The organism is Nostoc sp. DedVER02 (assembly GCF_034530675.2).
GTDB lineage: Bacteria > Cyanobacteriota > Cyanobacteriia > Cyanobacteriales > Nostocaceae > Nostoc.
In genome coordinates, this window is record NZ_JAVRCP020000022.1 from 24,410 (window position 1) to 40,915 (window position 16,506).

The 16,506-nt window shown below is 39.4% G+C and carries 11 protein-coding genes and 1 pseudogene; 4 read left to right on the top strand and 8 right to left on the bottom strand.

Going from position 1 to position 16,506, the window contains the following annotated elements:
- Positions 1 to 13: 13 nt before the first annotated feature.
- Entirely contained in the window at positions 14 to 982 is a 969-nt protein-coding gene (argC, locus tag RMZ41_RS20815) for an N-acetyl-gamma-glutamyl-phosphate reductase (protein WP_322642707.1), read from the bottom strand.
- Positions 983 to 1,725: 743 nt separating this feature from the next.
- On the opposite strand from argC, the gene RMZ41_RS20820 reads away from it, so the two are divergent.
- Positions 1,726 to 2,982 carry an MFS transporter gene (locus tag RMZ41_RS20820; protein ID WP_322642688.1) on the top strand — a complete coding sequence of 419 codons (1,257 nt, stop codon included), beginning with the start codon at positions 1,726 to 1,728 and terminating at the stop codon, positions 2,980 to 2,982.
- Positions 2,983 to 3,176: 194 nt separating this feature from the next.
- On the opposite strand, the gene glpK is transcribed toward RMZ41_RS20820, so the two are convergent.
- The 3 genes and pseudogenes from glpK to RMZ41_RS20835 form a co-directional block, all read right to left on the bottom strand.
- Positions 3,177 to 4,688: a glycerol kinase GlpK gene (gene glpK / locus RMZ41_RS20825; RefSeq protein ID WP_322642687.1), complete on the bottom strand. Its 1,512-nt coding sequence runs from the start codon at positions 4,686 to 4,688 to the stop codon at positions 3,177 to 3,179.
- Between the two features lie 168 nt (positions 4,689 to 4,856).
- A pseudogene (locus RMZ41_RS20830) lies at positions 4,857 to 6,030 on the bottom strand (PAS domain S-box protein).
- Positions 6,031 to 7,292: 1,262 nt separating this feature from the next.
- Complete coding sequence (locus RMZ41_RS20835) at positions 7,293 to 8,585, bottom strand: hypothetical protein (protein ID WP_322642686.1); 1,293 nt, start codon at positions 8,583 to 8,585, stop codon at positions 7,293 to 7,295.
- Between the two features lie 762 nt (positions 8,586 to 9,347).
- Here RMZ41_RS20835 and RMZ41_RS20840 point away from each other — a divergent pair.
- Positions 9,348 to 9,659 (top strand): hypothetical protein, encoded by a 312-nt coding sequence (locus RMZ41_RS20840; RefSeq protein ID WP_322642685.1) that lies wholly within the window; start codon positions 9,348 to 9,350, stop codon positions 9,657 to 9,659.
- A 305-nt stretch (positions 9,660 to 9,964) separates the two neighbouring features.
- Here RMZ41_RS20840 and egtC read toward each other — a convergent pair whose 3' ends face one another.
- Entirely contained in the window at positions 9,965 to 10,753 is a 789-nt protein-coding gene (gene egtC / locus RMZ41_RS20845; protein WP_322642684.1) for an ergothioneine biosynthesis protein EgtC, read from the bottom strand.
- On the opposite strand from egtC, the gene RMZ41_RS20850 reads away from it, so the two are divergent.
- Positions 10,752 to 11,519: a DNA polymerase beta superfamily protein gene (locus RMZ41_RS20850; protein WP_322642683.1), complete on the top strand. Its 768-nt coding sequence runs from the start codon at positions 10,752 to 10,754 to the stop codon at positions 11,517 to 11,519. The genes egtC and RMZ41_RS20850 overlap by 2 nt on opposite strands.
- Before the next feature lie 309 nt (positions 11,520 to 11,828).
- Here RMZ41_RS20850 and RMZ41_RS20855 read toward each other — a convergent pair whose 3' ends face one another.
- The 3 genes from RMZ41_RS20855 to bchM form a co-directional block, all read right to left on the bottom strand.
- Positions 11,829 to 12,209, bottom strand: a complete 381-nt coding sequence (locus RMZ41_RS20855; RefSeq protein ID WP_322642682.1) for a DUF423 domain-containing protein — start codon at positions 12,207 to 12,209, stop codon at positions 11,829 to 11,831.
- A gap of 152 nt (positions 12,210 to 12,361) precedes the next feature.
- Positions 12,362 to 12,850: a hypothetical protein gene (locus tag RMZ41_RS20860; RefSeq protein WP_322642681.1), complete on the bottom strand. Its 489-nt coding sequence runs from the start codon at positions 12,848 to 12,850 to the stop codon at positions 12,362 to 12,364.
- A gap of 242 nt (positions 12,851 to 13,092) precedes the next feature.
- Complete coding sequence (gene bchM, locus RMZ41_RS20865; protein WP_322642680.1) at positions 13,093 to 13,779, bottom strand: magnesium protoporphyrin IX methyltransferase; 687 nt, start codon at positions 13,777 to 13,779, stop codon at positions 13,093 to 13,095.
- A gap of 605 nt (positions 13,780 to 14,384) precedes the next feature.
- Between bchM and RMZ41_RS20870 the strand changes: the two genes are divergently transcribed.
- Positions 14,385 to 16,466 carry a cation:proton antiporter gene (locus RMZ41_RS20870; protein ID WP_322642679.1) on the top strand — a complete coding sequence of 694 codons (2,082 nt, stop codon included), beginning with the start codon at positions 14,385 to 14,387 and terminating at the stop codon, positions 16,464 to 16,466.
- Positions 16,467 to 16,506: the final 40 nt, after the last annotated feature.

Here is a 16,506-nt window from a genome sequence, read left to right on the forward strand (position 1 = left end):
TCCCATTTTTTTATCACAATCCCAACTCTTCTGGAAAACCCAACATAATATTTAGGTTTTGGATTGCGGCTCCTGATGCGCCTTTGCCTAAGTTGTCGAGACGAGCAACTAGCAACGCTTCTTTGGTGGTGTCATTGGCGAATACAAAAACCTGAACAATATTAGTGCCGTTCATTGCGATCGCATCCAAAAATGTTCCGTCTCGCAGCAGAGTAGAATCTTGATATGGAGCAACCTGCACAAATTTTTCACTTTGGTAGTAGTTAGCGATCGCTTCATAGATTACCTCACCTGATGGTGGATTATCCAAAATTCCTAGTGGCAAAGGTACTTGAACTAGCATCCCTCGCTCAAAATCCCCTACTGACGGTACAAACAGTGGCGGCGATGCTAACCCTGAATAATAATGCATTTCCTTGACGTGCTTATGCCCAAACCGCAAACCGTAGATGCCATAAGGATGTAGTGACTCTCCTCCGGCTTGTTGTTCATGGAAAGTATGATATTGATTGATGAGATTCTTTCCGCCACCAGAGTAACCTGATATTGCGTTAACGGTGATGGGAAAATTACTTTTTAAAATTCCCTTAGCAATCAACGGACGGATACAGGCTAAAAATCCTGTAGGATAACAGCCTGGATTGCTGATAAACTGGGCGTTGGCGATTTTCTCTCTCTGCCCTGGATTGAGTTCAGGGAAGCCATATACCCAGCCATTGGCTGTGCGATAGGCACTACTAGCATCAAGGATTTTAACCGTATTACTACTTACTAAGCTAACAGCTTCGCGGGCTGCATCATCAGGTAGGCAGAGAATAACAACATCAACGGCATTGATTAGTTTAGCTCGCTCACTTGCATCTTTACGTTTCGATGCCTCAATGCTAACTAACTCGATATCATCCCGTTGATTGAGACGTGAGTAAATTTGTAAGCCTGTGGTTCCTGATTCGCCATCAATGAAAATCTTAGGTTTAGTAATCATACGGAGAGCATCCTTAGATGAGATGTCAGTAGTATTTTAAAACAGCTATGGGACTCATGTTTGATTTTTGAAATATACGCAGGGGAGCCAGTGCGTTGAGGAGGTTCGGCAACTGGCGTTGTGTTATGTCTCTGGCTAACGCACCATTTGAAGTTTTTGGTGCTGTACTCTCGGCGATAACACACCCTACACATACTTAACAGTATTCCAAGTTATTGGAACGTAAATCGCCAAAACCTTGCAAATACATAATTCGAACTTTTAAAAAAAATATTCTCCAATGATAATTTAAGCGCGGCATCTGGGAACAATTTATTGAACTCAGATTTTTGTTTGGTACTTAGTACATACTAAGTATCTAAAAAGAACATAAATCTGTTTAAAATGCTGCCCAAATTTTCCTAAATCACCAGTGAGTAAAAAAACAGAAAATCTAAAATTCTAAAGCTATGCAAATTTGAGGATATGGATGATAATCATCGCTATTTGCTTTGCTGTGCCAATCTTTAGCAAAATTCAGGTGATCGCGTTCATTATTCAATTTAAAAGAAACACAATCCCCACAGAATATAGCTAAAAAGAGCAATAAATAACAGAGGTATTTCTTGCTCGGCAGACTGATGGATTAGTTTCTTCTAAAAGCGTTATTTTTCAAATTTTTAATTATCTAAATGCGGCTTGAAAAAGCCGAATTTTGGTATGGCAGAAAAAACTTATCTACACTTGCAATATCTATAAAAATGCTTAACTCTAAAATTCAAAAAGACCTTCGTCATAACTTGACTGTCAATGTTGCTGAAAGTGCATTTTTTGGTTTAGGGGCTGGTTTTGCCTCATATATCACGATTATACCTCTATTTGTTAGTGGTTTTACTAGTTCTGCACTGCTTATCGGCCTTATCCCAGCTATTCCGCGTTTAGGTTGGCAACTACCCCAGCTATTAATAGCTCATAGAATAGCTCGGCTACAGTGTTACAAACCAACTGTAATGTACTTGACAATTCACCAAAGACTTCCTTTTTTAGGATTAGCAATGGTTGCTTTGTTAGAGCTAAAACTCAATAGCCAAACTATCTTATATCTGACATTCGCCATACTGATTTGGCAGGCACTAGGCAGTGGATTTAGCGCTCCTGCTTGGCAAAGTATGGTTGCTAAAATTGTTCCCTCTGGAAGGCTTGGGATTTTTTATGGTACTTCAGCTGCGACGGCTAATCTGATGAGTGTCTTTGGTACTTTGATCGCTGCTTTACTGCTCAAACAAATTGCCCAGCCATTTAACTTTGCTCTCTGTTTTTTGTGCGCCAGCGTTGCAATGGCTTTGTCTTGGTTTTTTATGTCTAGAACGCGAGAGCCAGTAAATAACTCATTATCCACCATTGAAACTAGACGTGAATTTTGGGACAGTCTGAGTGTGATTCTTCGGAGCGATAAGAATTTCCGTCACTTTGCGATCGCACGTATGCTTTCACAATTAGCATTAATGCCCCTTCCGTTCTACACACTTTATGCCGTACATCAATATGGGATGGGAGAAGAATCTATTGGGTTAATTACTGGTCTGTTGATGATGACGCAAACTATTGCTGGATTAGTTTTGGGTTGGGTAGGCGATCGCTGGGGTAATAAGTTGGTCTTAGAAGCTGGTTCTGTTGTTTGTGCGTTCAGTTCGGTTTTAGCTGGGCTAGCAACAAATATAAACTGTTTTTACTTGGTGTTTATCGGAGCGGGAATAGGTATGAGCGCTCTGCAAAATGTTGCTGCGGTAATGACCTTAGAGTTTGGTAATCAGCGTCAACGAGCAGCCTATATTGGTCTTGGTAATACCCTTGTTGCCCCTGCTACAATCGTTGCTCCCCTTTTAGGTGGATGGATAGTGGACAATATTGACTATAGAACTGCCTTCTTGGTGGCAGCGATAGGTGGGTTAGTTACAGCAGTGATTTTGCACGTAGGAGTGCGCGATCCACGTTATCTGGAACAAAATTTTAATTAACCCTTCGGGTAGGGAATGGGGAATAGGGAACAGGGAATAGTAATAGAAACTTTAGTTAGTTATGGGTTAAAAGCTCATTTGAAAAAAGATATTTTTCGAGACGCGCAGCGCTCTTAAATTCTTCGCCCTTATTAAAATCCCACGCTTAAAAGCTGTGGGTTTTCCCCATTCCCCATTCCCTATTCCCTAAGCATTTACTCCTCCCAAGCGAGAGTGCGTTTCACTGCCTTTTGCCAGATAGCAAAATTGGATAATGGGGCATTGCTTCCTGGCTCAAACACACGCTCAATTCGCCGTTGCTGCACCAGTGCTTCATAGTTCTCCCAAAATCCTACAGCTAAACCTGCTGCAAATGCTGCACCTTGAACGGTCGTATCACGCATTATCGGTCGTTCAACTGAAATACCTAAAACATCAGCCTGGAATTGCATCAAAAAATTATTCTCGCAAGCACCACCATCTACAGTTAATCGCTTAACGGGAGTACTGCTAGATGCATTAATCGCTTGCACTACCTCCAAAACTTGGTAAGCGATCGCTTCCAACACAGCGCGTACTAAATGCTCTGGTTGTACACTAGCGGTAATGCCAAAAAAGGCTCCCCTCGCGCTCATATCCCAATAGGGTGCGCCTAGCCCACTAAATGCAGGTACAAAGTAGACTCCGCCATTATCTTTTACCTGATTTGCCATCATTTCACTTTCAGCAGCAGTTTTAATCAGCTTTAGGCGATCGCGCAACCATTGAATACAAGCTCCACTCGTAAACATACTGCCTTCAAGAGCATAGCCTACATCTAAAGTACCGCTTGGTTTGGCTTGTGTCCACGCCACTGTAGAAATAAGTTGATGGTGCGATCGCACAATTTGTTCACCTGTGTGAGCTACCAAAAAGCTACCAGTTCCGTAAGTACATTTCATCAAACCAGGGCGATCGCAGCCGTGACCAAATAAGGCCGCTTGTTGATCCCCCAAAATGGCAGTAATGGGAATTTCAGCACCCAACAAATTAGCATCAGTAACTCCAAATTCTCCTAAACTAGGTTGAATTTGGGGCAAAATCTCAGCCGGAATCTGAAACAGACTCAGTAAATTTTCATCCCATTGGCAGGTTTTGAGATTCATCAACATTGTCCGGCTAGCGTTGCTGTGGTCAGTAGCATGGACTTTCCCACCTGTGAGATTCCATAGCACCCAGGTATCAATAGTGCCCGCTAACACATTGTTTAGATCAACATCTGTAAATTTGTCTAATAGCCACCTGAGCTTAGTAGCAGAAAAATAGGCATCAATGATTAATCCAGTGCGATCGTAAATTTCTTGAGCGTAATCTTGTTGTAACTGGTGACAAAGGGGGGCAGTGCGGCGATCTTGCCAAACGATCGCTTTATGGAGTGGTTTACCAGTGGTTTTGTCCCAAATCAAACAGGTTTCACGCTGTACAGTTAGTCCCAAAGCTGCGATCGTTGATGGAACAATCTGGGCATTCTCAATTGCGGTTTGCATTACCCAACACGTATCTTTCCAGATTTGTTGAGCATCGTGTTCTAACCATCCGGGCTGAGGATAATACTGAGTTAGTTCTTTGTATGCCTGCCCTACAATCTTGCCGTCTGCGTTAAACACAAAGGCGCGATTGCCTGTTGTACCTAAGTCCAGTGCTAAGATGTAGCCCGATGATGGAGTTGTGTTGCCAAATGTGTACATAACTGATTTGACATGTTGCGTAGGTGTAGCCCGCCGTAGGCATCGCGGTTTTAGCAATACATATCAAATTAGATATACATCATTTTGGGTACATTTTTAAATTCTGTGATCACCTTATGTCTTGGCAGCCTACAAAGTTAATTCCCATAAGAAATTATCCATAAGTAATTAATCAAAATCTTTTAATATCATGTGTTTTTTTAAGTCAAAACTGATTATCCCTTCTTCTTGTAATTTACCGATCAATCGTGTAATTGTCACCCTGGTAGTACAGCAGGCACTAGCAAAATCTTCGTGAGTAAAGCGAACATTTAGGCGAGTTCCCTCCGGTATAACTTCACCAACTTCCTGTTTCAAAAGTTGTAATAGTTGCTGCAAGCGCTCTTGTACTCGTCGCCTTCCAGAAATGGCTAAAAAAGATTCTGTTTGCCGTAATCTGTGATTAATTTTTGGTAAAAGTATATGGCTCAGAGTTGGGGAAGTTGCGATCTCTGCTGAGTAAATTGACACTACCTACATCAACATCCGAGAGGGCTGTTGCTTGGTAAATGTTGAGAGATGTTAAACTAGAACCAAAAACCATTCCTGCTGTAGCCAATCCTATTAAAATTTCTTCACCCGTTTCACAGTAGGTATTAAGTTTAACTAAACCCTGACAAACATAAAAAATTACTAATGGGTTAAGAGAAATAGTTTCTCCTTTAGAATATTTCTGTACAGGGCGATCGTAGAAGAGGTCGCTATCATTTTTAATGACCGCTAATTCTTCTCGTTTTCGTTCAGTAGTATTGCGTACTAACCAACGCAGAGAGGTCGCCTGACCCTGCGAATTACGGACAACTCCTACTGTTAAAGCTGCATCAAAGAACTTACCATGACGTTGTTGTAAGCGTATCAATAGCTCTCTACCTCTATCTGATTGCGATAGTTGGATAAGTTCGCTACGAAGGTGTTGACGTTCTTCTAGAGGGACAAAGTTAATCATTGGTTTACCCACTAAAAGTTGCTTTGAAACATTGAGCAATTTAGCTGCGGTGAAATTAGCTTCTTTAATGATTCCTTCTGTATTAGTTACTAAATAGGCATCAGGTGCAAACTCGAATAATTCTTGATAGTGTTGGCGTTCTATTTCTAACCGATTCCGTGTTTGTATTAGTTCCTCGTTTTCCTCATAGAGTTCCTCTGCTGCTAACTGCACTACCTTTGAGGTGTTATAAAGTTCCTTAAAAGCTTGCGGCAGAAGATCCGATGAAATCCAAGGTAATACACTAGCAGTTTCGTATAAATCTGTTAAACGCTTGTGCAATGTTTCTGTACGTTGGATAAATTTTTCTATGTTCACCTTAAATTCCCGCGACTTGTTTGCAGAGGTTGAGCAAAAAAATCTATTAGTAGAAAACTATTGAGTGCTTGTTAATACTTATAAACGCTCAGATGGTTTTTTGCAATAGAGGTTACGGCATTTTGCTAAGTATTACTTCTACCTTTGGTAAGACAATTCGGTAAACTAAGCTATACAAGCGCTAAATGTGCTATTTAAAAGGCTATTTGAAAAGTCCGTCGGTATCAAAAGTTTTATATCCTTCTAAATCCATTTACTTGCTCTCCAAATGGATTGGATAGTGTAAGTTCGGGGAAATCCAAAAGTATCTAAAGTTACAGTGAAATACCTCTCAAACAACCTATAAAATTATGCTAATTTTTGATTAAATTTATAAGTCGGTCACAACTATGACTAAGAGAGAAATTGGATATAGGAATCATATTTGATTTATGAAAAATCTAAGTATTTGTAGGGTGTGTTAGGCGTAAGCCGTAACGCACCAAAGCCTTAATAATGGTGCGTTATGTTGTCCCTAACGTAACGCCAGCGACGCAGGAGCGTCGCTACCGCTACGAAGTAGCTCAAGTCGGGAAACCCCCCATGCAACTGGCTCCCCTACGTATCTTTTCAAAAATCAAATAGTAGTCCTATAAAACACCACAATCACAAAACCCTGGATCTAAGCCTTAAGCCTCTACTCTTGTTTAACCCACATTGTCATTCCCCCAACGAATGATTTAGTGCTAATATTCATTGTTTCCATAATTACTTAGAATAACTGATAATCTTTTCCCTAACTTCCATCACAGGCATCAAGCTAATACTACCAAAGATATATAATCCAAGTTAAGTTTGGTTGTGCCCATGAATACGTTTTTTTAACAAAAAGATTACTAACTTGTTGTAAAAGTCCGTAATCTGAGCTTTTCGATTTTCATAAATTCATTAAGCAACTATTTGGCATAAGCAAGAGTAAGACTAATGGATATTAAGAAGTTAAAAGCATTAGTATAGACAATTACATAGCAACTTAACAATTATCCGCCTCTTTAGTTAGAGGATAAATGAAGTAGTAAGCTGGTGTAATTTAACAATGCGTAACAGCTAATCAACGCGCAAATCGTCAGGAGTGATGAGTAAGGTGTCAATACGATAAAATCTCATCACTCCTTTTATTTACTTCAATTTACAGCGTTTTTCAAGTAATTGAGCTACAGTGACCTACTCTGCATTTCCCGTCTCAGTCATGGTCTAAATACCTGAAAACTGCTGTATCAAACTTAACGGATGCCATCATTATCAATAGCGCTGTAGCTGTCGCTGGGGAAAAGCCCTAGCCAGGGGTCTGAACTAGGAGTTAAAAATAGTTGTGCGTATACTTGCTCATTGAGCGCTTCCACATTGCTTGTTTGCTTACCTTGCATAAACCATTGATGAATTTGGCTGTGTAGCATATATTCATTTCTGACTGTATCTAAAGCCATTGTGGTTTCAAATTTTTTCACTATTATCGGCAAATTATCTTGTTGAGCGTTAGCAGACTGAGATTTTTTAGCTTTGATTAGAGAGATGCTGTTCCGATCTAGCTTGACATCGGCGGCATACAGTTGAGCGATTTTGTTCCAAACTTCCTGGTCGGTAATTTCAGCTAAAGCGTTTTGATTCCGTTCAGCATCAGACTGGAAAGCACTCAGCATTGGCGTTTCAACTCTCATCTTAGAAACTGCAAGAGAACTTGCTATTTCTGCTGTCGGTGACTGGCTGGGATTGCTGGGAATTTTCACCAATTTAGGAGGAGACTGGATACCCAGGCGGGATAAATCTGCAACCCACTGGGCTTGGATAGAATTTAAGCGATCGCTGTGGTATTTTTTTAAAAAAGCCTCGCGATCGCTTGGTGTCAGTTTACTATAATTTTTTACTGCTACTTCAGCCTGCTGAAGCTGACGCAAAAATGCCTTGGGACTATACAACCCTGGAATTGCATCAATTGGACGACCCGATGCATCTAATATATAGTGAATACTATTTCCTGTAATTGTCCGCTCCAACTTGCGTCCGTCGCCAAAATCAATAGTTACTTTAGGTACAGGGCGCACTGATTGCCAGTGCAAAATGAAGCGGTCTTGAAGCAGCTTAGAAATTTCATTATTTGGATACAGCGCTACCCTGAAGAACCTGCTATTAGCACAACTCAAATCTTGATCTAGTCTGCCCAGCAACCGCAGAGATAAAATGGGTTTACCACTGGTTCTAGCAGCAGCTTTCGCTTGTTCTATATCGGTATACCAGTAGAGACGAGAGGCATAACAATCTCGTTGTTGACAGAGTTCATCTAAAGCTAACCGAAGTTCAGAGGAAGGTAGAACTGCATCTGAAGAATTAATCTTTAGTCTATTGATATGAGATTTTAGAAAAACTTGTAACCCCCTTGGGCCTTGTTTCCGAAGTACAGCAGCTTCTTGAGATAGCTTAGGGATTTCAGTTACCGGAGTTTGAGCATCAACAGTCTGCAAAAAACTAAAGTTGACTAGCAAGAGTGCGAAAAGATATTTGAAGGTTGTAAATCTCATATAATTTCAGAAAATAGGGGCGTGGATATCGCTATTCCTAACTAGAGAAGTCTAGTCTAACTTGTTAGATTCCCCAAATGCTCTGAAAGTTTCACATGGGATAGTAAAGCTTAAAATATCGACATAAGAGGAAAAAACGATCGCTTGATTGCTGGCTAGTCCGATCTGAACGGGATGCTGCTTTAAGATATTTATAAATAAACGATTAGTATGCATTGCTGAACGCATACAGGTATTTATTTACAGAAGCTACTTCATAAAGCTCAGGTTTTATTAAAAGTTCATAGACTTTCTGCCTTAGTTACTTAAATATGCTAGCTAAGAGTTAATCTCCTATAAACTAGCTTTATCAAAAAATCAGTAGTATTCCTCTTTCAATAACAAGTTAAATAAAACTAAAGTGTAGATAGTTGTGCTGGCTTAGTTGATTAATGAAAACGTCAGCTAATTCAGGTGTATCTATCTGCTAACTTTCTGTCAAACTGATTCAGTAGTCTAGAAATAACCACTCTCTTTTTATTAAAGAGAAATTTATATCACCCTTGACTTATAGGGGATTTGATTCGGTACGCTTAGGATTTTTCAACTAATTAATGTACTACTAAAGGCTAGTAGTTATTTACTTATAAAACCTAAAGTTATGGTTTTATAGAATAACATTGCCATGTTTTACACACTAAAACGACGGTTTATTTATTAAAACTAAGAGAAAGCACAACTTCTTAAGACTTTTAATATTTACCAACCCATTTTGCCAATTCCATGCAAAAATATTTTTCTCATTTCCTCATGCTAGCATTAGGAACAGCTTCGGCTTTGATCGTTACTCCATGCCAAGCTCAAACTCCAGTAAAGCCCAACAGTCACAATACTGATAATATTAGTTCTGTATCTTCAAATTTATCTTCGACTATTCCATTGAATGATTCTGCCAATTCTACCAATAACAAACCAACTATCGTCTCTGAGGTAAGCAATAACTCTTCTGCTAATACCAATATAGCTGCCACTAAGCCAAAACTAAGGCTTCCTATATTCAGCAGAATATTTCCTACACCATCGATGCGGCAATAATCGGCGGCTAATATTTACATAATTTGCAACTTTACCTAGTTCAAATATCACTCCAACAAAAGAGATTTTAATTATTCTCTTTTGCTGGTGTGAGAGGAATTTGAAGAAGAATTCAGAAGTCATAATCTAGAAGTCAGAATAAACCGAACCATTGATTTTGATCTGTCTATAACTGAACAGATAATAAACCTTGTGCTGTGAGTTGTTGCTTGATAATGTCGAGGTCAAGTTTACATAAATTTTAGGTGAGAATAGTCTCACTTAGCGCTAGCTTAAATAAGGTTTATCAAATAGTTGATTTGGCACTAAATTCGCTCAATTTGGATTTCACAGTCTGTTTTAACAGTAATAATACTATTTTCTGGGAAAGCGTTCCAATTACCTATAAATAGAGGTTCGGACGCAATAATTATAGAATTTGGAAAAGTTGGCTCGTCTCGAATCCAATAAAGAGATGGAGGCGGAGAGTTTGTAGCAAATCGAGAGGCTATCAGGCGATGTCCGTCACTAAAGATTATATTGATTGAGGCTTCTATTTGATAGCGCTTTGCCATTTCTAATAATGTTAATAATGTAGTACGTAAAGCATACTCTGGAGGTCGATGTTTGTTAATTTGACTTTGTGAAAGTAACAATGCAAAAATATGTTCAGAGTCAGTATTGCCATTAACTTTTTCGTAAAAGTCTTGAGTTAAAGTGCTGCGGATTTTTCTGTGTAATGTTTTGCGGAAATTTTCGATGAGTCCATCATGAATAAATAGCTGTTGTTGATGTTTAAAGGGCTGACAATTAGCAAAATCTAGAGCTTGTTCGGATGTAGCATTGCGGACATAAGCAAGTACACACTTAGATTCAATATAACGGCTGAGGCTGGGTAAGTTTATGTCATTCCAAATAGGTAGGGTATTTTTATAGGTAAATGGTTCGATATCTTTTTGGCTATGATACCAACCTACACCAAAGCCATCTGCATTTACTTCCCCAGAGGGCATTTCGCGGGGTTGATAAGCTTGAACTATAAGTGAGTGTTCTGGTTTATACAAAAGATTTTCTAAAGAAACAGGCGAACCGAGGTAAGCAAGTAAACGGCACATGATAAATATTCCACCTTCTATAAACACAATTATTGAGCAACAGCCTTACCCGCTTTTATTCACCATCATTAGTGGTTCCCATTTATATGGTTTTCCATCACCTGATTCTGACTATGACTTGCGTGGGGTGTATGTTTTACCGATTGAAGAAGTTGTAGGATTAGAAACTGGGAATGAAACTATTGAAGTTTCAGAAGTTCGAGAATCTTTAGAAATTGATTTAGTAACTCATGATGTAAAAAAATTCTTTTTAATGCTGCTTAAAAAGAATGGCTATGTATTAGAACAATTATACTCACCTTTAGTATTAACAACTTCACCCGAACATGAGGAATTAAAGTTTATTGCCAAAAGTTGTATTACCTGTCATCATTATTACCATTATATTGGTTTTGCAACAACCCAATGGAAACTTTTTGAAAAGGAAAACACATATCGATTAAAGCCATTACTTTATATTTATCGAGTTTTATTGACTGGGATTTATTTGATGCAGACAGGTATAATTGAAGCTAATTTAATTAAATTAAATGAAGTTTTCAAGTTATCATATATTCACGATCTAATTGCTCAAAAAATAGCAGGGCAAGAAAAGTCTGTTGTGTCAAATATTAATGTAGATTTTCATCAAATAGAATATGAACGTCTGCGTCATAAGTTGCAGGAAGCATACGAATCTACCCTATTACCTGAAGTACCTACAGCGAATGCAGCTTTGCATAGTTTTCTGGTACGCCTGAGAACTAATGTAAAATTGCAGAAATAAATTTTATTTGTAAATCCTATTTAAAATATACTGGTCGCTTTCAAAACTTCTAATTAAAAAAATATCCAATTTGTAGGGAGCATTAGACAGGAGCAGTTAACATACTGAGAACAGTCCAAAGATGGCCAATACTTTTCGGATAAGTGCCAAACACCACTTTGGCGGTTTGGGAAAAGGGTAAAGGGTAAGGGGCAAAGGGTGCATTTAAACCTTTTCCCTTTTACCTTTCCCCTTTAACCGAAAAGTATTGCAAAGATGGCGCATTACACTTTATTAATGCACCCTACAAATATCGGATAATTAATTTTTTTACAACTTCAAATTCCAAGCAGCAAAAGCTAAAGTACCCCAACCAGCAAGAAAAGCTGCACCACCTAGTGGCGCGATCGCTCCCAATGACTTAATGCCGGTTAAGCTAAGGGCATACAAGCTACCTGAGAAAATAGCAATGCCAGCGAGAAACAGCCATCCACTGGCTACAAGAGTGGGTTGAGGTGACTCGCTACGACTAATTAGTATTGCTACTAAAAAAAGTGCGAGAGCATGATACATTTGGTAACGAGCGCCAGTTTCAAAAATTTCTAGCGATCGCTCACTAATTTTTTCCCGCAATGCATGGGAAGCAAAAGCACCACCAGCAACTGACAAACCGCCTAAGATGGCAGCTACGCTCAAAAAAATCTGCGTCATTAGACCTATCTGTAAGTTGATTATTAGTCATTAGTCATTAGTCATTGGTCATTAGTTAATAACAAAGGACAAATACTTCTCTACGAGAAGATCCACCAACGGCTACGCTCAGTACAAGTGACAAAGGACAAAAGACAAGTGACTAATGACAATTAGACATCAAAATGATATGATACAGCCCCTTCTTCGTTGACTTTAAAGTTTGCATTGAATTCTTTAGCTTTTTCGTCTAAATATTGTCTGGCGTAGGCTGCGGGTAGTTTTGATTGCATTGCGAAGCCTAAAACAGTTACGCGCCCATGATTCTCTTGTAGCATCTCATAAAAAATCGATTGCAAGCGATCGCTAATTTGTTGATTAAGCGCCTTTTTCTCCTGTCGACTTTGACGGTATAATCCCAATGCTAACCATGTGCCCAGTGTTAGGCTAGGAACGCCAAAAATTAGACGTTCTACCACAATCTTATCAATTACAGGGGTATCTGTTGGTGCTGCAAACTCAATCGATCCATCCCAGGCTAAGGGTAGCGTGATTGATTTTTCCATAGTCGTTTTATTAAATACGTCTGCTGCTGATAGCATTACAAACATAAATCCGAATGTCAGTAGCCAAGCGGCAGCCAATTTTTCAGCAGTTTTCATAGTTCCACTTAAAATTTGAACTTTGCTAGCGATTTTAACCTGACTTTCGTAAAGGTTCTAGTATATCAATCTACTACGACGATGGTTTTTAGCTTTTATACCGAAATTTTTGCTTACCTTGCTAATGATTAGCTGTCAACAAACAACCAATATGTGCGGATTGTTCGTAGTTTGCGCTATCTTAGCTCAGGTGCAAACTACGAACCTATCAAATTAAATTTGACAGACTGATAATATTTATCTTAATTGCGTGTAGCTTCCAGTAGGCGGGAAAAATAGAAACGAGTCTTCGTCATCGCCTTTCGTTGCAATGAAAAGCCATTAGTTTCTAAAATTTTCACCACATCAGCCTCACGATGCAAATATGCACGAGTCGCTTTACTTGGCCCAGGAAAGAAACTGCCAATTTTCTTGAGTATACTCAGGGCACAGGTCTTCGGTGCAAAACTGAGAATTATCCGCGACTGTGCTAAAGAACAGAGATGAGAAATCATCTCATCGGCTTTTTCTTGGGGATAGTGAATGAGAACATCCAAGCAAATAACGGTATGGTAACTCCCACTCAACGATTCTAAATCCTGCACAGCAAAAGTGGGATTTTCAGCATTTGGCAAGATAAGCTTTGCTCTATCCTTGCCTTCTTCCACCATTTTTTCAGAAATATCGGTGGCATAGACTTTCGCACCATCTACCGCTAGAGGGATGCTAAGACTACCGACACCACACCCAGCATCGCAGATTGATAGCTCTGGTAAATTGTCATCAGCCTTCAACCAGGCGATAACTGTATCTACGGTTTGCTGGTGTCCATTGCGAATGTCTAGTTGGACTTTGTTGACTTCGCCATCGCCGTAGATTCGCTTCCAACGGTCAAACCCTGTGGAATTGAAATACTCACGAACAATCGTTTTATCGTCGGCTGCGTTCATAAACTCTGAATTTTTAGGGGTTCCCAATGCTTAAAATTATCATTGATAGGAACCCATAAGAGCGGTCTTCCAGATTTTTCTAGATATGGTGGATAGAGGTGGGGGCGCAAATATGTGTGCCTCCAATCATTCAAACGAGAAGCGCTATAGGACTACTATTTGATTTTGGAAAAGATACGTAGGGGAGCCAGTCGCGTGGGCGAGTTTCCCGACTTGAGCTACTTCGTAGCGGTAGCGACGCAGGAGCGTCACTGGCGTTGCGTTAGCGACAGCGTAACGTACTATTATTAAGGCTTTAGTGCGTTACGGCTTACGCCTAACACACCCTACAAATACTTAGATTTTTCAGAAATCAAATATGATTCCTATATGAGCTATTTTCTACTATTTATTCATTTATTAAATTCATTATTATAAATTCCATTCTTATTTCAACCTGTAGATGTAGAAAACCCCTTCTTAAGGTAGTATCGTAATTGCGATCGCAACATTTATGCTGTTAAATATTTAATTGTTTGTAACTAATAAAACTAAAAAAATAAAAATTTTAAGTAGAATTTCCTTATATTAATGGTAACTTTCCTATTTAGACTTAATTATTAAACATGGAACTGAACTCGTTAACAGACAGTCCTATCGTTGCATTTACGATTCTCCTAACAGTAATTTTTACTGTACCTCCTATATTTGAGCGACTACGACTACCTGGATTAGTGGGGTTGTTGGTGGCGGGTATATTACTAGGGCAAAATGGGCTAAAGTTGTTAAACCCTGAGTCTGAAACTATCAATCTGCTCTCGGAAATAGGTAAACTTTATTTGATGTTCGTAGCAGGGTTAGAAATTGACTTAGAGCAGTTTCGTAAAACTAGAAATCGCTCAATCGGGTTTGGGACTTTAACATTTTTAGTTCCAATGATTGCTGGCATTGCTACAGGGCGGTTATTTAATTTTAGTTGGAATTCCTCTGTCCTAATTGGTTCTTTACTGGCCTCTCATACCCTCTTGGCATATCCAATTGTGAGTCGTTTAGGAGTGGTAAGAAATGAAGCGGTAACGGTCACAATTGGTGCCACAATCTTTACTGACACAGGTGCTTTGCTAGTATTAGCGATTTGTGTCGGAATTCACGGAGGGGAATTCTCTGCCTTAAGTTTAGCGATTTTGTTAGGTGGATTAGCAATTTACACTACTGTTGTCCTGTTTGGCTTTGACTGGGCAGGAAAAGAGTTTTTTCGCCGCTCTGGGGATGAACAAAGTAACCAGTTTTTGTTTATTTTACTAGCATTATTTTTGGCATCTGTCGGAGCGCAAATAATTGGAGTTGAAAAAATTGTTGGTGCGTTTTTAGCAGGTTTAGCTGTCAACGATGTTCTGGGACGTAGCCCAGTCAGAGAAAAAATCGAGTTTATTGGTAGTGTTTTATTCATTCCTTGTTTCTTTGTGGACATGGGATTATTGATTAATATTCCTGCATTTATCAAAACCCTCAGTTCAATTTGGCTGACTTTGGTAATTGTAGTAGCTTTGATTGGTAGCAAATTTATAGCAGCATTCTTAGCCAAATTATTGTATCGCTACAACACGGCGGAATTGCTAACGATGTGGTCATTGTCACTACCACAGGTAGCAGCCACACTAGCAGCAACTTTGGTTGCTTATCAAACGAAAAATCCTGCTGGTGAACGCTTAATCAGTGAAGCTGTTTTAAACAGTGTGATTGTCCTTATGCTGGTGACTGCAATTTTGGGCCCAGTTATCACATCACGATTTGCTTCTTTATTACAGCTTGCTCAGTCAGATTTTGAAACAGATAGTTTGACCAGTTGGTGGCAAGATCATGAAGATCACCTAGTGGAGAAAAACAAATATCCATTTACTATAGTAGTGCCAATATACAACCCCCAAACCCAGCGCTATTTAATAGAAATGGCAGCACTACTGGCTAGTCATGAATCTGGAAAGATTGTGCCATTAGCTATTACTAGAGCGCATATCCAGATGGATGATCCGCAATTAGTAACTGCACTTGACCAAAGTCGAGAAAGATTGAATTTAGCTATAGAAATCAGTCAAGAATTTGAGGTGGAAGTCTCACCAGCAATTCGGATTGATGATGATGCAGCTTTAGGAATTAGCCGTGCCAGTCGAGAACAAAATGCTAATTTAGTAGTGATGGGTTGGTCGCAGGCAACAGGTTTGCGTGCCCGCTTATTTGGTAGTGTAATTGATAGCGTTTTCTGGTCTTCTCACTGTCCAGTAGCAGTAACACGCCTTTTGAGCAGCCCCAAGACAATCCAAAGAATTCTTGTGCCAGTTGGAGACTTAACGCGCCAAACTATAGGCGCTTTGCGGTTTGCTCAGATTTTGGCTGATGTTAATCAGGCGGAAGTTGTGTTATTACATGTATCCGATCGCAAAACACCACAGGTTCGCGTGGATAACTTTGTATCGCAATTGTCTGATATTACTTCTAAAAGTCAATTAGAGGTGAATACAAATATTCAAACAATCAAAGGCGATGACATTGCTAGAGTCATAATTCGGGAAGCTCAGGCGTTTGATTTAGCGGTGTTACGTTCCGTTCGTTATCGCACAGCAGGGGGATTAGCCATTAGCGAAGTGACGACGCAGTTACTTCGAGAATTGAAGTGTTCAATTGTGTTGTTGGGAGAGCCTCATTCGTAATGTAGGGAGTAGTGTAGGCTACTCTTCATAAATCAATGAA